The organism is Chryseobacterium rhizosphaerae (assembly GCF_003385455.1).
GTDB classification, from domain to species: domain Bacteria; phylum Bacteroidota; class Bacteroidia; order Flavobacteriales; family Weeksellaceae; genus Chryseobacterium; species Chryseobacterium rhizosphaerae.
Window position 1 is genome coordinate 73,332 of record NZ_QNUF01000021.1, and the last position, 19,737, is coordinate 93,068.

Here is a 19,737-nt window from a genome sequence, read left to right on the forward strand (position 1 = left end):
CGGATGCGCCAATCATAAAAAGATAAAATAGGATGAGAAATAAATTTCCTCTAGCAGCATATTATATAGGACTTTCAGTATTGTTGACGAGTTGCCAGGTAAAGCTTCCGTCAAAGAAAACTCCCGAACCATCTCAGTATGGAAAGGTAGATAACTCTACTGTTGTCAATGGATACCCCAAGAAATCTGTTCCATGGATTGTGATTTCAGACCGGTCAAGAAATACAGCGTATTTAGATAAAAATGACGAAAAGTCATATAAAGAAGTTAAATTTTTAGAACCTTTAATGGTTTTAAAACATAGAGACGGAATGGTAAAGGTGGCCGAATACGTTCCGGATGCTTTAATGAAAAAAGTTTCATCAAAGTCTATTAAGACGTATGGCTGGATTCCTGAATCTGACCTTTTATTATGGAATAATTCTTTAAAAAGTGAAAAGACAGGATATCCTGTAAGAGTAGCCGTAGTGCCTAATAACAGCGAGGTGATCAGAAGTGCAGAAAGATACTATAAGAATGACTCTATCATTGTATTTAATTCTCCAAGTCTTATTGAAACGGCCAACGTAAAGATTCCTAACGGACAGATGGTATACGTGTACAAGCAGGCTGAGAATAATAAAAGATTTTTGGTAGGTAAAAAACCTTCTCTTGATATAGACAGTATCAGTACAGGTCTTTACGGATGGGTGAGTTCTAACGTGATCTCTACATGGGGAGAACGTTCTGCTATAAAGTTGAAAAATACAACCGGAATTAATGATTCTGAACTAGGGATACACGAAGGCTATCCGGGTGGATCAGCATCAGATGCCACTAACAAAACGGCTATTTTTATTTCAGATATCAACAAAAGATCACCTTTGGAAAATATTTATCCGGTGAATCTGCCTTTGGATGAAGCTCCGACTCCGGATATCAAAACAAAATATTTCACCAATATTCTAGATTACAGTAAAAACTTTGTTTACAATGTGTTAGGGGAACCTATTTATTTTGACCGTTACAGGGAAATTACAGAAAGGGACAAAAATATCAATATTGTTTTTGCATTGGATGTAAGCGCACCGAATGCACCCTACGCACCTATTGTAAAATCATTATTACAGGATTTACAGCTTAGATTTGAAAAACCATCTTATTTCAGTAACGTTAAGTATGGAGTGGTTTTATATAAAAATAACCCTTGTGGAAACAATACTTCAGTTTCAAACTTAAGTGCAGACTACAGTAAAATCACTACATTCATTACTGAAAAAACGAATGAAATGAACTGTAACAGCAACAGTGGCTATCAACCGGTAGGAGAAGCGCTTACGGCTGCAGGAAACCTTCTTTCAAACGTTCCGGATGAAACGAATATTGTAGTGACTGTAGGAACTTCTGCTAACCAAAGCGGAAATATGTACAGTGTAATCAGTTCCCTTACCCAGGCTCAGGCAAGACTGATTATGTTCCAGACGAGCGCAAGATCATCAGATACTTATAATGACTTTGTATTGATGGCCGAAAATATTGTAACCAATACGGCGAAAAATATTGCAGAGCTTAAAAAACAAAAGATCATCAATCAATATGATGTTCTGACTAAGAATAATTTCAGCCTTGTAGAAGGGGATGAAGGATTTTTCTCATTGGCTTATCCTAAGCAGAGTATGTCTCAGGGGTATGTTATTTTCCCTAAAAAAGGAGATGTTGCAACTCCGGGATACCTGAAAAAATCTGTGGATAGCCTGATTTCTCAGGTAACTGCCGATAATTTGGCCATTGATCAATCGCTTAACGAATATTTCCATTCTTCCGTAGGAGCAGGGAAAACAGATGTTGACCTGAAATATAAATATCTGTATCCGGGACTTACCAATCCTGTTTCTGCAGGAATTGCAGCCCAGCTGATCAACTATGGAAGTCCGTTCCTGGTAAAAGGATATATCCCGAAAGATTTAAAAGAGTTTACACCGGTCATCGAAAAAGGAATCCTTATTTCTGAAGCGGAATATGACAATCTGAAAGCTTTCTATACCGAAGTCTATAGAAATACAGAAGCTGATAAACCAGGGTTTAACCAGGCAAAAGCCATTAAAGAATATGTAAAACTTCTGAAGAAATATAACCCAACGATAAAATTCCTTGACAAAGGAGCTCTTTATGAGCAGCCTATGTCTTATGCAATTGGAATGAGTACCGGTTTTGATCTTACAGAAGAAGAACTGATGGCTAAATATAAGCTTAAAGGTTGGAGGAAATCTAAAATTGTTCCTAATGAAACGGTGAAGAATTATTTCCATCACTATAAAGATCTTGCAGACAGAATGCTTGCCAACAGGAATAATCCTGCGGTGAAGATTCAGCAGAACGGACAGACATTCTATTGGCTTAATGAGTACTTTACACCTACCAGAATTCCAACAGAACAGCCGGAATACACTAAACATTAATTGTTTATATTTTATACTATTAAAAGCAGGAGTTATACTTCTGCTTTTTTTGTTTGGGGGAGGAAGAGAGCCGAGATATGGTATATACTTAAGTTTGAATAGGAATTTTTGCTTGAACGTTTATAGCAAATGGCAGCACCTATTAGAATGTATGGACACATCGAACTAAGATTTAAATATTGATTCATAATTCTTAATCAAACATAAAAAACAAATTGAGAGGTTCATTTTAGAGCTTCAAAATTTAAATTTTATGTCTTGAAAAGACTTTTATTTCTCTTTTAAGTGGAAAATTGCTTTTTTACTGAAAAAATGTAAATTACTTAAATCCTTTTACTGGAGGGAGTTATCTGTGTGTTGATAAATCTAATGTCGTAGAATTACTACACAAAATCGTAGAACTACTACAATTTCTCAGATTTACATTCAAAAGTTTTTTTTAGAAAAAAAGACCCTCTATATTTGCTAAACAATCACCGAATCACAAAATATTATTAACGATTAAAATTTACAAATCATGGCAGAAAGAAATTCGAGAGGAATCTTAAAATTCAATGGAGGAGAAGGACAAAAGCTATTAAAAATGAAATATAGTGTATCCAGATCTACCGATGTATCTGGACGTGTAGCATCAGATCCTTCTAACGCATTAATTAAGGTTACAGTAGAAGCTACTGAAAAGTCTGATATTCTTGAAAGTTTATTGAATGGTAAGTACAAACCTACAGTAGGAGAGATTACATTCAACAAATCTCACGAAGAAGGAACATTGATTACTTTAAACTGGCAAAACGGATATGTTATCCAACACCAGGTAGAATTTGATGCTATTGACAGCAACAGTATGTTGATCAGTTTCGTAGTAAGTGCTGAAACAATCGACTACGGTACTTCTCAGTATGCTGGACTTTGGCCAAGCAGTTAAAATTGACACATTATCACACATTCATACGAAAAAAGACTGTCCTTATCAAAGACGGTCTTTTTTTTCTAAGATAAAGCGTTAACGAGGATTTATTTTTATCACTTCCATAGGATATATTGAATGACTATTTCGTTAAATATTATTATCTTTAAACAAACACAAACACAAAATACATATGAGAACTGACTTAAACGGATCTTCCTTCCGTCCGTCACAAAATGCGGATGCCATATCCGAAAACCATCATGCAGGGATCAATCGGTTAGTAAAGTTATCCTTGGTTGTGGAAGGTAAAATGATAAAATACTATAAACATTTCACTCTTAAACAAAGGGCAGATCATCATCATGAATTTACTCTTATCCTTGCCCATGATGCATTGGAAGAACAGCAGAATCATACCCTTGAAGAAGCTAATAAATTTTTGGGAAAACGCCTCACAGCAGTTATTTCCTATAAAGATATAGATAAAAGCCCCGAAAGAAATTTTGTGGGAATTATTACCAAAGTAGGTTTCAGCCAGGATAAAATGAGCCTCGGAAATATTGTATTGTCCGGGTATAGTCCCACTATATTATTGGATGGAGCTCCCCATATCCAAAGTTTTGGTGGAGGCCAGTCCGTTAATATGGGAATCATTGCGGCAGATGTCATCAAACAAGGGATTGATAAAGAGCGTTTTGATATAAGAATTGATACCAACGATTACTCCCAGATTATCTACAGCAGCCAATATGATGAAACCCATTACAACTACCTGGCAAGAATGGCAGAAGCTTACGGCGAACAGTTTTACTATGACGGAGAAGTTTTGCACTTTGGAAAACTTCCACCACAGAATAAACCGATCAAACTGATTTACGGAAGCAATGCCGATAACATTAAAGTAGAATTGAAAGCGGTACATACCAAGCCGCAATACTATGGCTACAACAGCAGTAAAAATGAAAAACTGACTTCTGGTGATACGCCCGTTGCCCATGTGGGAGATCTTGCCAAAACAGCATACAGTCACAACGAAAAAATTTATAAAACTCCTGCTCTTCAGGTAGCTCCTATAAAGGCATCTACCCATTTGGATGTAGAAAATTCCCAAAAAAGCACCTCCGGAAGTGAAGCCGTAAGTGTATTTTCAGTCTCAGGATCTACAACTGTCCCTTTTCTGCACCCCGGCTGCGTGGTAGATATCCATATGAGAAGACCGGATAGCAATGAAACCTCATATTTTACCAAAGTGATGGTAACAGAAGCAGTACATGAAATTGATACCATTGGACATTACACCGGCAGTTTTGAATCTATAGCTGCCGATACAGGCTTCCTGCCGAAACCGGAGTTTACAGTGCCTGCCGCACAACCTCAGATTGCCACAGTCATTTCCAATGCCGACCCTGAAGGTCAGGGAAGGGTTCAGGTAAGATTCGACTGGCAGATGAATGACACGACTCATTTTATAAGAATGATGAGTCCTGATGCGGGAGGAACTGATCAGATTACTCAAAACCGGGGATATGTAGCCATTCCTGAAGTAGGAGACCAGGTAATGGTTAATTTTGTTCACAGCCACCCCGATAGACCATTCGTTATGGGGGGAATGTTCCATGGAGGAATAGGCCTTGGAGGCGGAGCAGATAACCGTGTAAAATCGATCCAAACCAGAAGCGGCCACAGAATAGTCTTTACAGAAGATGAAAGCATCATTATCACGGATAAGAGCGGAAATGAGATTCATCTGGATACTACAGGAAGCAATATCAATATTACCGCACCGGAAACCATGACCCTGAATTGTAAGAATATGAATATCAATGTGATTGAAAGCATGAGTACAACGGTAGGGATGAATAAATCGGACAGTATTGGCCTGAATAATACAGAAAGTGTGGGAGCAATGAAGCTGACTTCCGTAATGGGTGATGCAAGTACATTTATTACGGGAAAACTGACTGAAATTATTGAAGGAGATGTGCACAGTGAAACAAAGAAAGGACGGAATGAGATTTCTGAAAAAGAAATGAACATAAGTTCTAATGCTTCGATTAATAAACATGCACAGAAGGAAGTACAAAATAATAGTGGGGAGAAATCTAAAGCACATTAATCATGAGCCGAACAAGAATTGTAAGAGGTACTTATAATAAAATCTCTCATGAAGACCACAATATGTATTCTCAGGAGAATATTATTTCGCGTGCCTTTAAATGGTTTACAGAAAAAGGTGATAAAAAAGGGGTGAGTCATGGTACACCAAATGATCCTCCTCCTCCAGAAATAAAAGCAAAATGTGTTGTACATTTTCGTAGTAAAAATGGATGGAAAGGTGAAGAATATGGTTTTGACTGGATGAGATTAGGTGAAACATCCAATTTTGGTGATGTTAATTATGAAGATATTGTAGCGAAGCAATATACAGATGCCACTTATGCCACATTAGAAAGAGATATTAATGAATATGATGGAAGTTTTAAAAAGGCTCCTACTTTATATTCTAAGCTAAAGCAGGTATATGGTGTATACAGTATTCCGTGGAAGAAAAAAGCGGATGGTACGCTTGAAAATTATTACTGCTCCTGGCTATCACTTTATCCTTCACAAATTAAAGATACTAAAACAAACCAGCTTACCGCTTCCAATTTTAAAAATACCAAAGCTATTTTAAGCCTGAATATTGAAGTTGATGAGGAACCGGATACTTTAAGATTTAAAGAAAATAAACTTTTCAAAATTTCTCCCATGGAGATTACACCTAAAACAAAAGGTAAACATGATCTTAAAGATTTTGTAACTATAGAATGTCTGGAAGAATTTTCAGATGATCAAATTATAGAAGTGGTTGCCGTTAAGAAAGACAGTGCTGGTCTTGAAGTTTCTGAAGTAGCGGGAAGATTAAACGTTTGGGCTAATCATGCTGCTAAAAGGAAAAAATCAAAAATACTTATTATTAATTTAGAAACCGATATAAATGGTAAAAAGGCAGGGAATTCTACTGGTCAAAAGGAATTATTTGAAAGTTACTTGAGACAAGCACTTATAGAAGCAGATGTAGAAACCGAAACTGTAGATGTGTCTGGTGATGCTCATTTTCAGATTGGAGGTAGATATGTGATTGGAGGGAAAATAGCAGCTTATTATGAGCCTGCTGGCAATGCTCCTTCCGGATTTGTTGCACTACAAAACTATGCTTACAATAAAGTGAAAGAAAACTTAAAAAGTAATAATATTCCTGAAACAAAATATAACAAATACTATGTCGCTATTTATTTAGGTGAAAATGGAGGTTTTGTTGATGCATCAGGAAATGTTAAGGGGCTTAATGGATATAGTTCCGGCAAGTTTGTTGTATTATTTCCTTCAAAAAATGATCAAACGGCTGCTCATGAGTTTCTGCATAGTTTTGCATTACCTCATAGTTTTACCAATTCAGAGGCTGATGCAAAAGCACAATTTACTTATGAATATGCCAAAACAGAAAATATTATGGACTATTCCCATCACATTCCGGAAACACGTTACAGCCTTTGGAAGTGGCAGTGGATTATAGCCAATGATAATACAAAATAGAATTTTATGAAAAAAATAATGTTTTTTTTAAGTTTACTAATAATCCTTTCTTGCAAATCACAAAATACAAAAAATATGTTGCCTTTAATTGATAATAATTTTGAAAAATTTGATAATATCAGATATAATGAACTCCATCAGAACAAATCAAGTTCTGTTTATGAAAAACTAAATGATGGGACAATTATAGAAAGGATTAAAATAAAGTCAGGATCTGCCTATTATGAATCACCTCCAAAATCATATTTTATGATTTTTAAAGATTTTTATCCCTCTGATAATATAAGAAAAAAAGGGCTGAAGTTTAATGTGTGGGGAGGTTTTCAAAAAGGTACTTGGTATGAATTTGATGAAAAAGGAAATTTAATAAAGGAAATAGATTATGATAAACCTTATCAATTTACTTTTGAAGATATCTTAAGATTCTGTGAAAAAGAGGGGATTCCGGTAACGAAAGGCCCGGTATTGCAAAGCACAGGTTTTCATACCATCATTACCCGAAGAATGGAAAATGAAAAACCTATTTGGGAGATAGAATGGCTTAAAAAGCCAAGTTTAGTTGAAAATATTATTTTAGATGGTATTTCCGGCAAAGAAATTTCGAGAAAAGAATCGAAGTTTATTAACAATTAATGTTTGTTTTTACAGGAACAGGAATAACCGATAATAATATAAAACAGAGTTTTATGAAAAAAATAATGTTTTTTCTAAGCTTAGTAATGATCTTTTCTTGTAAATCACAAAATAAAAAAAGTATGTTGCCTTTAATAGATAATCATAGTGAAACTTTCAATGCAAATAAGTTTCCTGATATAGATAAATTAGAAAATGTAAATAAAAAAACAGATTCTGGTTTTATTGAAATAATGAAAAATAAAAACAATATTAGCTATAAATTCACACCTAATAATTCGTTATTCAAGATTGTAAAAGTATATTATTTAAATAATATCATACAGACTAAAGGTATAACTCTTAATTTGCCCTGGAGTACTTTTCTTAAGGGTACTTGGTATGAATTTGATGAAAAGGGAAATTTAATCAAGGAAGTAGATTATGACAAACCTTACAAATTTTCATTTGAAGATATCTTAAAATTCTGTGAGAAAGAAGGAATCCCTTTAACCAAAGGTCCTGTATTACAAAGTACAGGTTTTCATACCACCATTACCCGAAGAATAGAAAATGAAAAACCTATTTGGGAGATAGAATGGCTTAAAAAGCCAAGTTTAGTTGAAAATATTATTTTAGATGGTATTTCCGGTAAAGAAATTTCGAGAAAAGAATCGAAGTTTATTAACAATTAATCTTATCTCAACAAAGAATTTTTAATTAAGATAAACGTAGGAGAAGAATCCATATCGACGATTCCAGTGATGAAAAGGAAAATCTCCATACCATTTGATATGAAGAGCGGAATCAAAGGGTTACATAGCCAATATTTATTCTATAGCTCTTTGTTTATTTTACACTATATTGCCAAAAACAAAACCATAAAACCAATTAAACAAAATTTGCCAATGAGTACCATTACTACCCATTTAAAATACTTTTCAAAACTATCTGCAGCATTTATTTTCAGTGTCCTGCAGATTTACGCAATAGGAGTTTTTTCCACCATTATTACCCTTGTACTGGGAATTTATATTTTAGCAGACAGTTTAGGTTCGTCATTAGGACACAGTGGTGGACTCGCATTTTTAGTGGCTACCGTTACGGCAAAACCGGTTTCTGCGGGTATTTTCTATCTGCTGATCATCATAGCCCCTTTCTTTACTGTTATGTTTGCCACAAAATATGCGATGTCTGTTGTGATCAGTAAACTATTACAGGATCATTCCAAGACCATTGTAGTTCCTTTTATTGAAAAGGTGATTGGGATATGTAAGGCAAAGCAGCCTACTGTTATCCGGACCGGTTCAGATTTTGCCATTGCAAAAGTCAAACTGTTGAATGAATTTAAAAACAGCTCAGAAAATAAAATAGTAAAACGTGTTGTAAGCTATGCTTTGGATAAAATAAAATTCGACGAACTGAACCTATCAGCGGATAATGCAGATTTTTCCGAGATCATTAAAGTGGCACTTATTGAAAAACTTCAGGAATTGGCAGAGCCTTCCGCTATGTTGTTCTATATCTTTATCGGTCTGCAGTGGGTAAGTTTAATTTTACTTTATTTTCTAAAAATATAGAATATTGTAATCATATATCAAAAAAGGGTAACATGTGACAATATATGCCAGTGCTGAAAATTAAAAAAACACCATGGTTACTTCTCTAATTGAAGAATTAACTATCTTTATCTCGTTTAGAATAAAATATTTAATTTTAGGCAGATAAAAAATCACGGCTTCTGATTCTCCGCCATGAGAACTTAAGTCTCACAAAACAGAGCGCAAATATTAATATAAGAAAAATTATAAATGGGAGTACTAGTAACCAACGAAACAGTAAAACAGCTATTTCATATTGCTCAGTCGATAGCGAAGGAAAATTATAATGCTACTTATGGTGGACCTCATATTCTACAGGCTTTAATGCACAAAGATATCGGACTTAATGAATTTTTGAAAAGCATAGATAAAGATCCGGGCTATTTTTATGAATGGGCAGATGTCCGCATTGAAGAATATCCTAAGACAGCTCATCTTCCTGACGAAGTGGCTCAGGATGATGCCATTGATACCCTTGTGGAAGAAGCAGATGATATCCGTTTAAAATTAGGTTTGGATGAGATCACACCCATTTGTATCCTTACCGCTATCGTAAAACCACAGGTTGTATTTACTCTTCAGCAACTGAAATCACTTCCGTTGAGAGAACATGAGATCTTCAACCTGTATAGAAAAGATACCCCATTCACCGTATCTGAAAATGGAGATTTTGCTTCCTTATTTTCAAACGGTTCAGACTTTTCAGACTCTTCATTTCCATCTATTAAAAGCTATTGTGTAGACAGAACGGCTCAGGCCAGAAACGGAGATCTTGAAAATATAATCGGAAGAGATAAAGAACTTAGAATGCTGGTAGAGATTCTTTGCCGCAGAAGTAAACCGAATGTCATCATTATTGGCGAACCGGGAGTTGGAAAAACAGCTTTAGTAGAAGGTTTTGCTATTGAAATCACCAAAGGGAATGTTCCTGAAATGCTTAAAAATGGAACCCTTTTGGAACTGGACACCGGAGCTTTACTGGCCGGAACTTCTTATAAAGGAGAAATAGAAGACCGCCTGAAAAAAATAATCAATGAATGCAAGAAAATTGAAAAAGCCATCCTTTTCATTGATGAAATTCATACCCTTTTAGATCCGAAAGGCAGTATAGGAAATGTAGCCAACCTTCTGAAACCGGAATTGGCACGTGGTGAAATTACAGTAATAGGAGCTACTACCCAGGAAGAATATAGAAAAATTATAGAACCGGAACAGGCTTTCAACCGTCGTTTTGAAGTGCTAACCGTTAATGAGCCGGATGAGCAGACTTGCGTGAAAATGATCGATGTACTGCTTGATGGCTATAAAAAGCACCATGGGATTGAGGTAGAAAAAACAGCTATCCCTGAATGTGTACGTCTGGCTAAAAGATATGCAAAAGGTAAAAAATTACCGGATGCAGCCATCGATTTATTAGACAGAACAATGGCTGCTATCAAAATGCTTGATGAACTTTCAGAAAAAGAACTCGAAAGCTGGAAAGCAAGCTATGAAGAGATTTTAAAAGAAGAATATACAGACAATAAAGATCAGGCTGACGAATTGATCTGGACTTACAATCTGTTGCGTGATAAAATAAGCCCTATTTTATGGGGATCACTGAGCGAACAACCGGCTATTGACAATTCAATGCCGGTAGAGCAGATTCATAAAATTATTGATGATACTTACGCAGAGCTTCTTCAGCATGCCGCTAAGAAAAGAGAAAAAGTGGGAAGATTAGAATTGGCTGCTGTTATGGCTGCTAAAACCAATATCCCAATCGGTAAAATTCAGGCTCAGGAAAAAGAAAAACTTCTGAACATGGAATCCCTTCTACTTAACAGAGTGGTAGGGCAGGATCATGCTTTGAAAATCCTTTCCGATGCTATTGTTGAAAACCGAAGCGGATTGAATAAACCGGGGCAGCCCATTGGTTCATTTTTCCTTTTAGGACCTACAGGAACAGGTAAAACAGAGCTTGCAAAATCAATGGCGGAATTGCTTTTCAACGATGAGAAAGCCATGGTACGTTTTGATATGTCAGAGTTTAAAGAAGAACATTCTGCTGCATTATTATATGGAGCGCCTCCGGGATATGTAGGATATGAAGAAGGAGGTATGCTGGTTAACAAAATAAGACAGCAGCCGTATACCGTTGTTTTATTTGATGAGATTGAAAAAGCACACCATTCTGTTTTTGATGTATTTCTACAGATTATGGATGAAGGGAAAGTGCATGATAAACTAGGAAAAGAAGGAGATTTCAGCAATGCACTGATCCTTTTTACTTCCAATATCGGAAGTGAAGAAATTGTAAAACAGTTTGAAGAAGGGAAAATTCCGGAATCATCTTCACTGATGCAGATCATGTCTAATTCAGGAAGATTCAGACCTGAATTTTTAGCAAGAATTACCGAGATCATTCCTTTTGCACCGATTACAGAATCTATTGCAGAAAGAATTTTCAATATCCAGTTGAAATCACTTCATGCTTCATTGACCCGATTAGGAATGGCCTTGAAGATTAGTGATGAAGCCGTGAAAAATCTTGCATTGGGAGGGTTCAGCAGTAAATATGGTGCAAGACAGATCTCAGGGGTTATCCGTGCCCAATTGGCCAGACCTATCTCCAAAATGATTGTAAGAGAAGAAGTAAAATCCGGTCAGACCATCCATGTGGATTGGAATACAGAAGAAGATAAACTGAACTGGAAAGTAGACTAATAATAAAGTAAAAAGGCTAATTGCCCAGTTGGTTCTTTAGCCTTTTTTGTTTTTAGCTTTATAAACATATTTAAAATGAAAACTATTGTCAGAAATATCTTTACAGGTGTAATGCTGGTAGGTACCGGTATATTTGTAAACGGACAATTTTTAACTGCTTCTGATACCTCGGAAAGCAGCGTGAAAAAATACAAAGGAATCATAAATTCCAATAAAGATCTTGTGGAATTTATTGAGCAGCTACTCCTTCAGAAAGGGCTTCCCAAACATTTGAGAAACCTGGCCCTGATTGAGTCCCATTTTAACAGAAATATTACATCGGGTGCCGGGGCCGTAGGAATCTGGCAGCTAATGACGGCACATGCCAATCAGTACGGGCTTACAGAGCAGAACCGTACGGATGTATATAAAAGTACAAAAACAGCTGTAATATCATTAGGAAACCTTTATAAAAAGTATAACAACTGGGTAACAGTGGTTGCAGCTTATAATTGCGGGGAAGGAAATATAGCAAAAGCAATGCAGGCTGCAGGTTCTTCACAATATCACGAATTTTCAAAATACCTTCCCGAAGAAACAATCAACCATGTGAAAAAATACCTGAATGCCTGTTATGCAACAGGAGAACTTCAGAGTGTCCTCAGTAATTATAATACTTCGAGAATTAATAAAGTTTTTTTTGAAGAGGGTGGCAGAAATGTAACAAATGAAGCTCTTTCAGAAACAGACATCAATGCCGGTTTTAATTTAAAGGTTGTTGCAGATGAACTGGATGTGGAAGTAGATAAAATCCTTGCCTGGAATCCGGGGATAGTGGAAGAACTGCAGAAAAAGGGAGAAAGCACTTTCTACCTTCCCACAGATCTTATGCCCGATTTTCTGCTGAAAAAGAATAAAATACTTTCCAGGTCCATAAAAGAGGGAGCGGCTCAGCTGCCATAATAATGATACCTATATTTTTTTAGATCATAAAGAGCTCCAAAAGGATTCTTTATGAAACTAATAAACTCAATAAAATACAAAGACAGAACTTCTGTCTTTGTATTTTTTATTGTAAAAGATTCTATAGGAAAATGGTCTGACTGGAGAGTATTGTGAAGAGTTTATTTTGATATTGTTTTTCAAATATTGTACTGGAGCTTTACATCTGTTAAAAGCATCTTAATCTATACTAAAAAAGTTTAGTATTTCTCTTTAGAGTGTAAAGTTTTATTTTTTGATATAGTTTTGATTCAGTTGTAATATGTTGTTTAATAGTGTTTTAAGTTTTGTTTTTAATTCTATTGTCGTAGAATTACGACATAAAATCGTAGAACTACTACAATTTTTCAAATTTATATTCAAAAGTTTTTTTTAGAAAAAAAGACCCTCTATATTTGCTATACAATCACCGAATCACAAAATATTATTAACGATTAAAATTTACAAATCATGGCAGAAAGAAATTCAAGAGGAATCTTAAAATTCAACGGAGGCGAAGGACAAAAATTATTAAAAATGAACTACAGCGTATCAAGATCTACCGATGTATCTGGACGTGTAGCATCAGATCCTTCTAATGCCTTAATCAAAGTTACAGTAGAGGCTACTGAAAAGTCTGATATCCTTGAAAGTTTATTGAACGGAAAGTACAAGCCAACTAAAGGAGAAATTACATTCAACAAATCTCACGAAGAAGGAACATTGATTACTTTAAACTGGGAAAACGGATATGTAATTCAGCACGAAGTAGACTTCGATGCAGTAGACAGCAACAGTATGTTGATCAGTTTCGTGATCAGCGCTGAAACAATCGACTACGGTACTTCTCAGTACGCAGGACTGTGGCCTTCATCGGGTAAATAAGCCGATTCATCATCTTAGTAAAAATAAAATTGGTACAGGACAGCGCGCTCGTGAGGGTATGCTGTTCTGTTTTTCCATTATAAGGACTAAGAAGGACATCAGGAATCATTTTTTTCGGAAAGAGTATAATTTGCTCTGCTATTTTTGATTCCATGTTCTGTACAGCAGTAGTTTATTCAATAATTTTTTAATTAAAACACAAGACACTATGTTTCAGGATGATCAATCAATTAAACTAGAGGGGCAAAATGCTAAAAAAGCAGATGTCGATAAGTTGAAAAACACAGTAAAGGAAAAAACTACCCAACAGGCAGAGGGAAAATTAAAAAAAGCGGGTGAAAAAGTAAAGAAAGCAGCAAGAGCAGGACAGCAAAGCTTAAGCGCTGTACAGGGCGCAGATATGTTTATGAATCAGGCTCTGGTTTCTAATAAACCTTCCGTCATTGAAAATAAAGTATGGGCAAAACAACCCACTTCAAAAATACATAACGCTCTGGCTATTGCTGAAAGCTTTGTCTCCGGTATAAACCGTGTGGTAAAGCTGGATGTGGTTATTGAAGGTCAGATGATCAAACATTTTAAGCATTTCAAGCTGGTTCAAAGTGCCGCTAAACATCATGAATTCAGTTTAACACTGGCTCATGACACCCTTGGAAATGCGGAGAACCACAATTTAGAAGAAGCTCAGAATTTTCTGGGAAAAAGAATTACAGTAGTCTTCAAATATAAGGATATTGAAAAAGGAGCTGAACGTAACTTTGTAGGAGTGATTACAGAGGTAGGCTTCAGCCAGGAAAAAGGAAGTCTGGGAAATATTGTTCTTAAAGGATATAGTCCTACAGTTCTCTTAGATGCTGCACCTCACATCCAGAGTTTTGGAGGGGGCCAGCCAGTCAGCCTGAACAGTATTGCAGACCAGGTGATCAGAGAAGGGCTGGGACAGAATAAATTCGATTTTCGGGTAGATGCCCAGCATGGAAACGTTTCCTATAGCTCTCAGTATGAAGAGACCCATTATAATTATCTTGCCAGAATGGCTGAAGCTTATGGCGAACAGTTTTATTATGATGGTGAAGTTCTGCATTTTGGAAAACTTCCACCACAGGAAAAACCCGTAAAACTTACTTATGGCAGCAGTGTAAGTGATATCGCTATCAAAATGAAAGCACAGCATGTCAACCCAACATTTTATGGGTACAACAGCAGCAAAAATGAAAAACTAATTACCGGAAATTCAAAAATAAACCATACTTCAGATATTGCACGGCGTGCTTACGAAATATCAGAAAAAACATTTACAACACCCTCTTTGAGAGTAGCTCCTATAAAGGCCACATCTTTTATGGATATTGATGCTTCTCAGAAAGGAACGGCAGGAAGTAAGGCTTCTGAAGTTTTCATTACTTCAGGAACCACAACAGTTCCGTTCTTGTATCCGGGATGTCCCGCAGATATTGAAATGCGTAAATCCGGAAGCAATGAAACGTCCTACTTTACCAAATTAATGATCCTTGAAGTTACTCATGAAGTAGATGCAAGGGGGTATTATGACGGTAAATTTGAGGCCATTGCTGCTGATACAGGATTTATTCCCCGTCCGGAATTTGAAGCTCCAAGGGCCGAAGCCCAGTTTGCAAAAGTAACTTCCAATGCAGACCCTTTAAACCAGGGACGGGTTAAGGTACAGTTTGACTGGCAGAATGGTCCTGATACTACAGAATTTATCCGTGTCATGTCTCCGGATGCCGGAAGCAGTGATAAGGTAAATAAAAACCGGGGCTTCATGTCAATTCCTGAAGTGGGAGACCAGGTGATCATCAATTTTGTACATCAGCACCCTGACCGTCCATTCGTTATGGGAGGAATGTTTCATGGAGGTATCGGAGCAGGTGGTGGAGCAGGAAATAATGTAATGAGCTTTAGCGGAAGAAGTGGAGCTGAACTGAAGTACGACAATGGAGCCGGATCAATGAACCTAAAAGATCAGGGTGGAGCCAATATGTTTTTTGACGGAGCCGGTAATGTAGTACATAATGCTAATAATGATAGTACTAAGACTGTTGGTAATAATAAAACAGATAAAATTGGCAATAATAAAAAGCTGGAAGTAGGTTGTGATCATATCGCAGATGTAGGGAACACCCATAAAGTAGAAGTAGGAAAAGGAAAAAGTGTTTTTACAATGGATAATGCCGGAGTGATCGATCTCACCGGAATTGATAAAATAACCCTCAAAGTAGGAAGCAGTGAGATCGTCATTACAGGAACTAAAATCTCGATTACCAGTAGCGAAGTAGATATCAAAGCTGGAAATGCTACGGCTAATTTTAAAGGAAATACGAAGATTACCGGAGGTCAGGTTGATATTAATTAATAGGATGGAGTTTATAAAATACGATATTAAAAAAGGGGATACCTTAGAATCTATTGCAGATAAGCAAGGTATATCTATTCAAGAACTTATTAATTTCCATAATTTATATTGTGGAACAACAAATTTTATCATTGGAGAAAAACTGCCGATTCATCTGCAGAGTTTGCTTCTGGAAAAAAAAACTAAGGAAGAAATAAGTAAAATTATAGAAGATAAAAACTTCCCTTTAAAAGCTAGGTATAGATGCGAGCAGTTTAATACTACAAAATTAGAAGATAGAATATCATTTCATTGTAATACGAAGAAAGAATATACTGTTGAAAAAAATGCAGCCCACACAAGGGCTAAGGTAAAACTTAAAGAATACCTGTATAAAATAAATCCTGAAAATATGGCTCTGGCTATCGAGGCAGTAAAGGAACTTGAGTTTGATAAAGAAAATGTTGTACTGGATTTAAATAACGATAATACGATCAAGGAAGTAGTTAATTTTTCTGAGATTAAAGAAAAATGGGAAAGTTTTAAACCCAAATTGGCCGCTTCAGAATTTTACAGACAGGTGGAAAATATCAATTCAAAAGCAGCAGAAGATATCATTAAAGGGGGCGGATTAGAGTTTGAAAATGAGATCAATCTTAGAAAGACCTATGACAAGTCACTCTTATATCATGTATTGTTTAATGATTATGATGCCCATAAAAAGAGAGAAAAAAATGATATTTTAAAATTTATCTCCCAGATATTTGTTAATATTCCGATTGAACTGGAACTGCAGCACAGTATTATAAAAGAAGATGATTATTTTGTAGAATATAGAACAGTAGGGACCCTTTTAAAACATAAAATTGATAATTCTGTTTTAGAAAATCAATATGACAAATTCTATAAACCTGTTATAGAATATGGTTTTACAGAATATAATTATGATTATCGGATCAGAAGAATGGTAGATAAAAAAACGGGAACCATTGTAAATGCTTCTGCACTGATGAAAGAAGAAGTGAAAAATAATTATCAATTTATTACACAATTTGATTTAAAGCAAATTGATTATTAGAAATCTTTATTATGATTGAGAACCGAGGTTTTATATTTAAAAATGTTTTGCCATACCATATAGCAAAGACACTACTTGTGATTATCCCATGTATGATTTTCTATGGAGCTTTATATTATCTGTTATTTAAAGGGATGTTCAGGCTGTCTTTTGTAATGTTTTTTACACTTTTCTATTTTGGAAGTTGCTATTTAATTTTAAAGGCTTTTTCAGTTCAGGTTAAAATTTGGTTTGATGATAACTATCTTTTTATACAAAAAGGAAAGCAACCAATCGAAAAATATTTTAAGTCTGATATTACAGGATTTTATGCCTATGATTATGAGAGCAAAGCACCTTCGCTACAAAATTCCAAGATATATTTCAAATTTTGTTTGATGAATGATTCTAAAATTTATCTTAATGATGTTGAATATAAAAACAAATATGAAACAGAAAAAGGAGAAAGTTTAAAGAAATTTTTAAAGCATGCACAAAAAGAATTGCATTTTTCAAAAATAAAAAAAGAAAAATTTCAAAATATTTATTGGTATTCCACAAAATAAAAATATAAAATTATGAGTGCTTCATATATACCTAAAGATGTTTATGCTGTTTGTACATTTCAAACAGATGCAGAGCCCAGACAATTTATTGATACAAGAAATGCTCCAACTGTATTTTATGGAACGGATACAACAAGGCCATTGCTTACCGTTGCAGATAAAAATATAAGAGATAAGGAATTTCCCTGTAAAAGCCCTAAAAATGCAATGTGGGGGTTTATTTGTTTTGGTGCAGGACTTATTGTGGGTGCTCTTTTAGTATTATCAGGACCTATTGGGTGGGCAGCATTGGCAGTAGGAGCAGGGGTGCTCTTGTGTGCAGGAGCAGCTATTTATCATGGTACAAAAATAAATCACTTATGTACTGGATCTCTGGAGAAAGGAACTTGGAAAATCGAACATGAAAAAGTAACATTTGACAAGCAAAAAGCCATTACTCAAAATTCTATATTGGTATGTGATGCAGGAGGACTTTTAAGTCCAATTTTTAGTTATGCAATAGCAAAAAAATATGCTGAGCAAATTAAATCCAATAATAATAAAGAAATAGGATTGAATGCTTTTGCTTCCTTCTTTGGAGGAGCCGGAATTGTTATTGCCGGAGCAGAAATGGGAATAGCAAAAACTTTACTATGGATGGGAGGAACGATGGTGGCTATGAATGAAGGTACCTATTGGGAAAGGGAATGGATTAGAGGTGGCTCATTACAAGATAATACCCATTACCAGGATATGAATAATGAAGTTGATGAAAACAGTAGAATACCGGGATACGTAAAAGATGTGCCAGAGAGTTTAGTGGGGATAACACCTTCTGATCTTGCCAGCCCGGATATTTTGGAACTTAATGAAAAAGGAGGACTGGCGAGCAGAGATGGAAAGACACCTATATTTTTTAATGGAAAGTGGTACGTTCAGGATTGGCAGAAGAATCTTATAGAAATAAAACAAGGAACAGCTTTATCCAAGGATTTATCAGCACTGGAAGGGATAAACTCTCGTGAAGTATGGAAAACACCGGAAGGAAAAGCAATCGTGGAGAACATTCGAAACGGAAAATATTCTGAATCACTTGTACAGACAGCAAAAGATGGATTAGGAAGAGTACGTCCCCGAAACCTACCCAATTTAGCGAAAGAATTACCGGCTTTAAAACTTCAAAACATTAAGAACATAGGGAAGCTTGGCGTAAAAGGAGGTGGGTTTATTGGGTTCTTCTTCCCGTTTATTGCCACAGGCTTTTCAGAAGATTCCAGAAAAGCTTTAGCCAACGCTATGGCTGAAGATGCCGGTAACGGGATTAATATTGTAGCTAATTATGGATAACTATAAAGCATGTAGATTTTCCCCAATACTTATAAAAAATCTATTCACCTCTATAATTCTGTAGACATGTCACTTTTCGGATTTTACAATGGCAACTAGGAAAGAAAAGATGCGCATTTGAAAATATTTTGTCATTTGATAGGGGCTTTCTCAGATCTTATCTATATCCCAATATGTACAAAAAGGACTTCAATCAGAATGATGTTTAAATCGTAATAATTGAGTCTTTATATTAAAATATTTCCCATAAAAGTGTATTAATGGATATTTTATTGCTGTTTTTAAATTACAGTTAAATTATTTATTAATAAGCGATTGTGATGTCGCTTAACTCTATTGTCGTAGAATTACGACATGAAATCGTAGAACTACTACAAAATTTCAGATTTCTTATCAAAAGCTTTTTTTTCAAAACCAGGGGCTTTATCTTTGTTATATAATTATTGAATAACAATTTATTACTAACGATTAAAATTTACAAATCATGGCAGAAAGAAATTCAAGAGGAATCTTAAAATTCAACGGAGGCGAAGGACAAAAACTATTAAAAATGAACTACAGCGTATCAAGATCTACCGATGTATCTGGACGTGTAGCATCAGATCCTTCTAATGCCTTAATCAAAGTTACAGTAGAGGCTACTGAAAAGTCTGATATCCTTGAAAGTTTATTGAACGGAAAGTACAAGCCAACTAAAGGAGAAATTACATTCAACAAATCTCACGAAGAAGGAACATTGATTACTTT

General features: G+C 35.5%; 15 protein-coding genes. All 15 read left to right on the forward strand.

Features of this window, described 5'->3' with window-relative positions; translation table 11 throughout:
- Positions 1-32 precede the first annotated feature (32 nt).
- Entirely contained in the window at positions 33-2,438 is a 2,406-nt protein-coding gene (tssR, locus tag DRF57_RS16630) for a type VI secretion system protein TssR domain-containing protein (RefSeq protein ID WP_047494626.1), read from the forward strand.
- A gap of 517 nt (positions 2,439-2,955) precedes the next feature.
- A complete protein-coding gene (gene tssD / locus DRF57_RS16635; RefSeq protein WP_047494621.1) occupies positions 2,956-3,363 on the forward strand; it encodes a type VI secretion system tube protein TssD in 408 nt (135 codons plus the stop codon).
- A gap of 175 nt (positions 3,364-3,538) precedes the next feature.
- Positions 3,539-5,464: a type VI secretion system Vgr family protein gene (locus DRF57_RS16640; RefSeq protein ID WP_115919710.1), complete on the forward strand. Its 1,926-nt coding sequence runs from the start codon at positions 3,539-3,541 to the stop codon at positions 5,462-5,464.
- Positions 5,465-5,466: 2 nt separating this feature from the next.
- Positions 5,467-6,924: a reprolysin-like metallopeptidase gene (locus DRF57_RS16645; protein ID WP_115919712.1), complete on the forward strand. Its 1,458-nt coding sequence runs from the start codon at positions 5,467-5,469 to the stop codon at positions 6,922-6,924.
- Between the two features lie 75 nt (positions 6,925-6,999).
- Positions 7,000-7,557, forward strand: coding sequence for a hypothetical protein (locus DRF57_RS16650; protein ID WP_084086644.1), 558 nt, complete (start codon positions 7,000-7,002; stop codon positions 7,555-7,557).
- 53 nt (positions 7,558-7,610) lie between these two features.
- Positions 7,611-8,231: a hypothetical protein gene (locus DRF57_RS16655; RefSeq protein ID WP_123863337.1), complete on the forward strand. Its 621-nt coding sequence runs from the start codon at positions 7,611-7,613 to the stop codon at positions 8,229-8,231.
- A 213-nt stretch (positions 8,232-8,444) separates the two neighbouring features.
- Positions 8,445-9,116, forward strand: a complete 672-nt coding sequence (locus DRF57_RS16660) for a hypothetical protein (RefSeq protein ID WP_115919716.1) — start codon at positions 8,445-8,447, stop codon at positions 9,114-9,116.
- A 231-nt stretch (positions 9,117-9,347) separates the two neighbouring features.
- Positions 9,348-11,843 (forward strand): ATP-dependent Clp protease ATP-binding subunit, encoded by a 2,496-nt coding sequence (locus tag DRF57_RS16665; RefSeq protein ID WP_047494598.1) that lies wholly within the window; start codon positions 9,348-9,350, stop codon positions 11,841-11,843.
- Between the two features lie 75 nt (positions 11,844-11,918).
- Complete coding sequence (locus DRF57_RS16670) at positions 11,919-12,785, forward strand: lytic transglycosylase domain-containing protein (RefSeq protein ID WP_052188759.1); 867 nt, start codon at positions 11,919-11,921, stop codon at positions 12,783-12,785.
- Between the two features lie 489 nt (positions 12,786-13,274).
- Positions 13,275-13,688 carry a type VI secretion system tube protein TssD gene (tssD, locus tag DRF57_RS16675; RefSeq protein WP_084086641.1) on the forward strand — a complete coding sequence of 138 codons (414 nt, stop codon included), beginning with the start codon at positions 13,275-13,277 and terminating at the stop codon, positions 13,686-13,688.
- A gap of 208 nt (positions 13,689-13,896) precedes the next feature.
- Positions 13,897-16,062, forward strand: coding sequence for a type VI secretion system Vgr family protein (locus DRF57_RS16680; RefSeq protein ID WP_052188783.1), 2,166 nt, complete (start codon positions 13,897-13,899; stop codon positions 16,060-16,062).
- A gap of 4 nt (positions 16,063-16,066) precedes the next feature.
- Positions 16,067-17,119 carry a LysM peptidoglycan-binding domain-containing protein gene (locus tag DRF57_RS16685; protein WP_157969907.1) on the forward strand — a complete coding sequence of 351 codons (1,053 nt, stop codon included), beginning with the start codon at positions 16,067-16,069 and terminating at the stop codon, positions 17,117-17,119.
- A gap of 155 nt (positions 17,120-17,274) precedes the next feature.
- The gene (locus tag DRF57_RS16690; protein WP_123863338.1) at positions 17,275-17,664 is read left to right on the forward strand and encodes a hypothetical protein; all 390 of its coding nucleotides are present in this window, start codon (positions 17,275-17,277) and stop codon (positions 17,662-17,664) included.
- A 12-nt stretch (positions 17,665-17,676) separates the two neighbouring features.
- Positions 17,677-18,990, forward strand: a complete 1,314-nt coding sequence (locus DRF57_RS16695; RefSeq protein ID WP_084086637.1) for a hypothetical protein — start codon at positions 17,677-17,679, stop codon at positions 18,988-18,990.
- A gap of 484 nt (positions 18,991-19,474) precedes the next feature.
- On the forward strand, positions 19,475-19,737 hold a 263-nt coding region (gene tssD, locus DRF57_RS16700), incomplete at its 3' end, for a type VI secretion system tube protein TssD (RefSeq protein ID WP_317126110.1).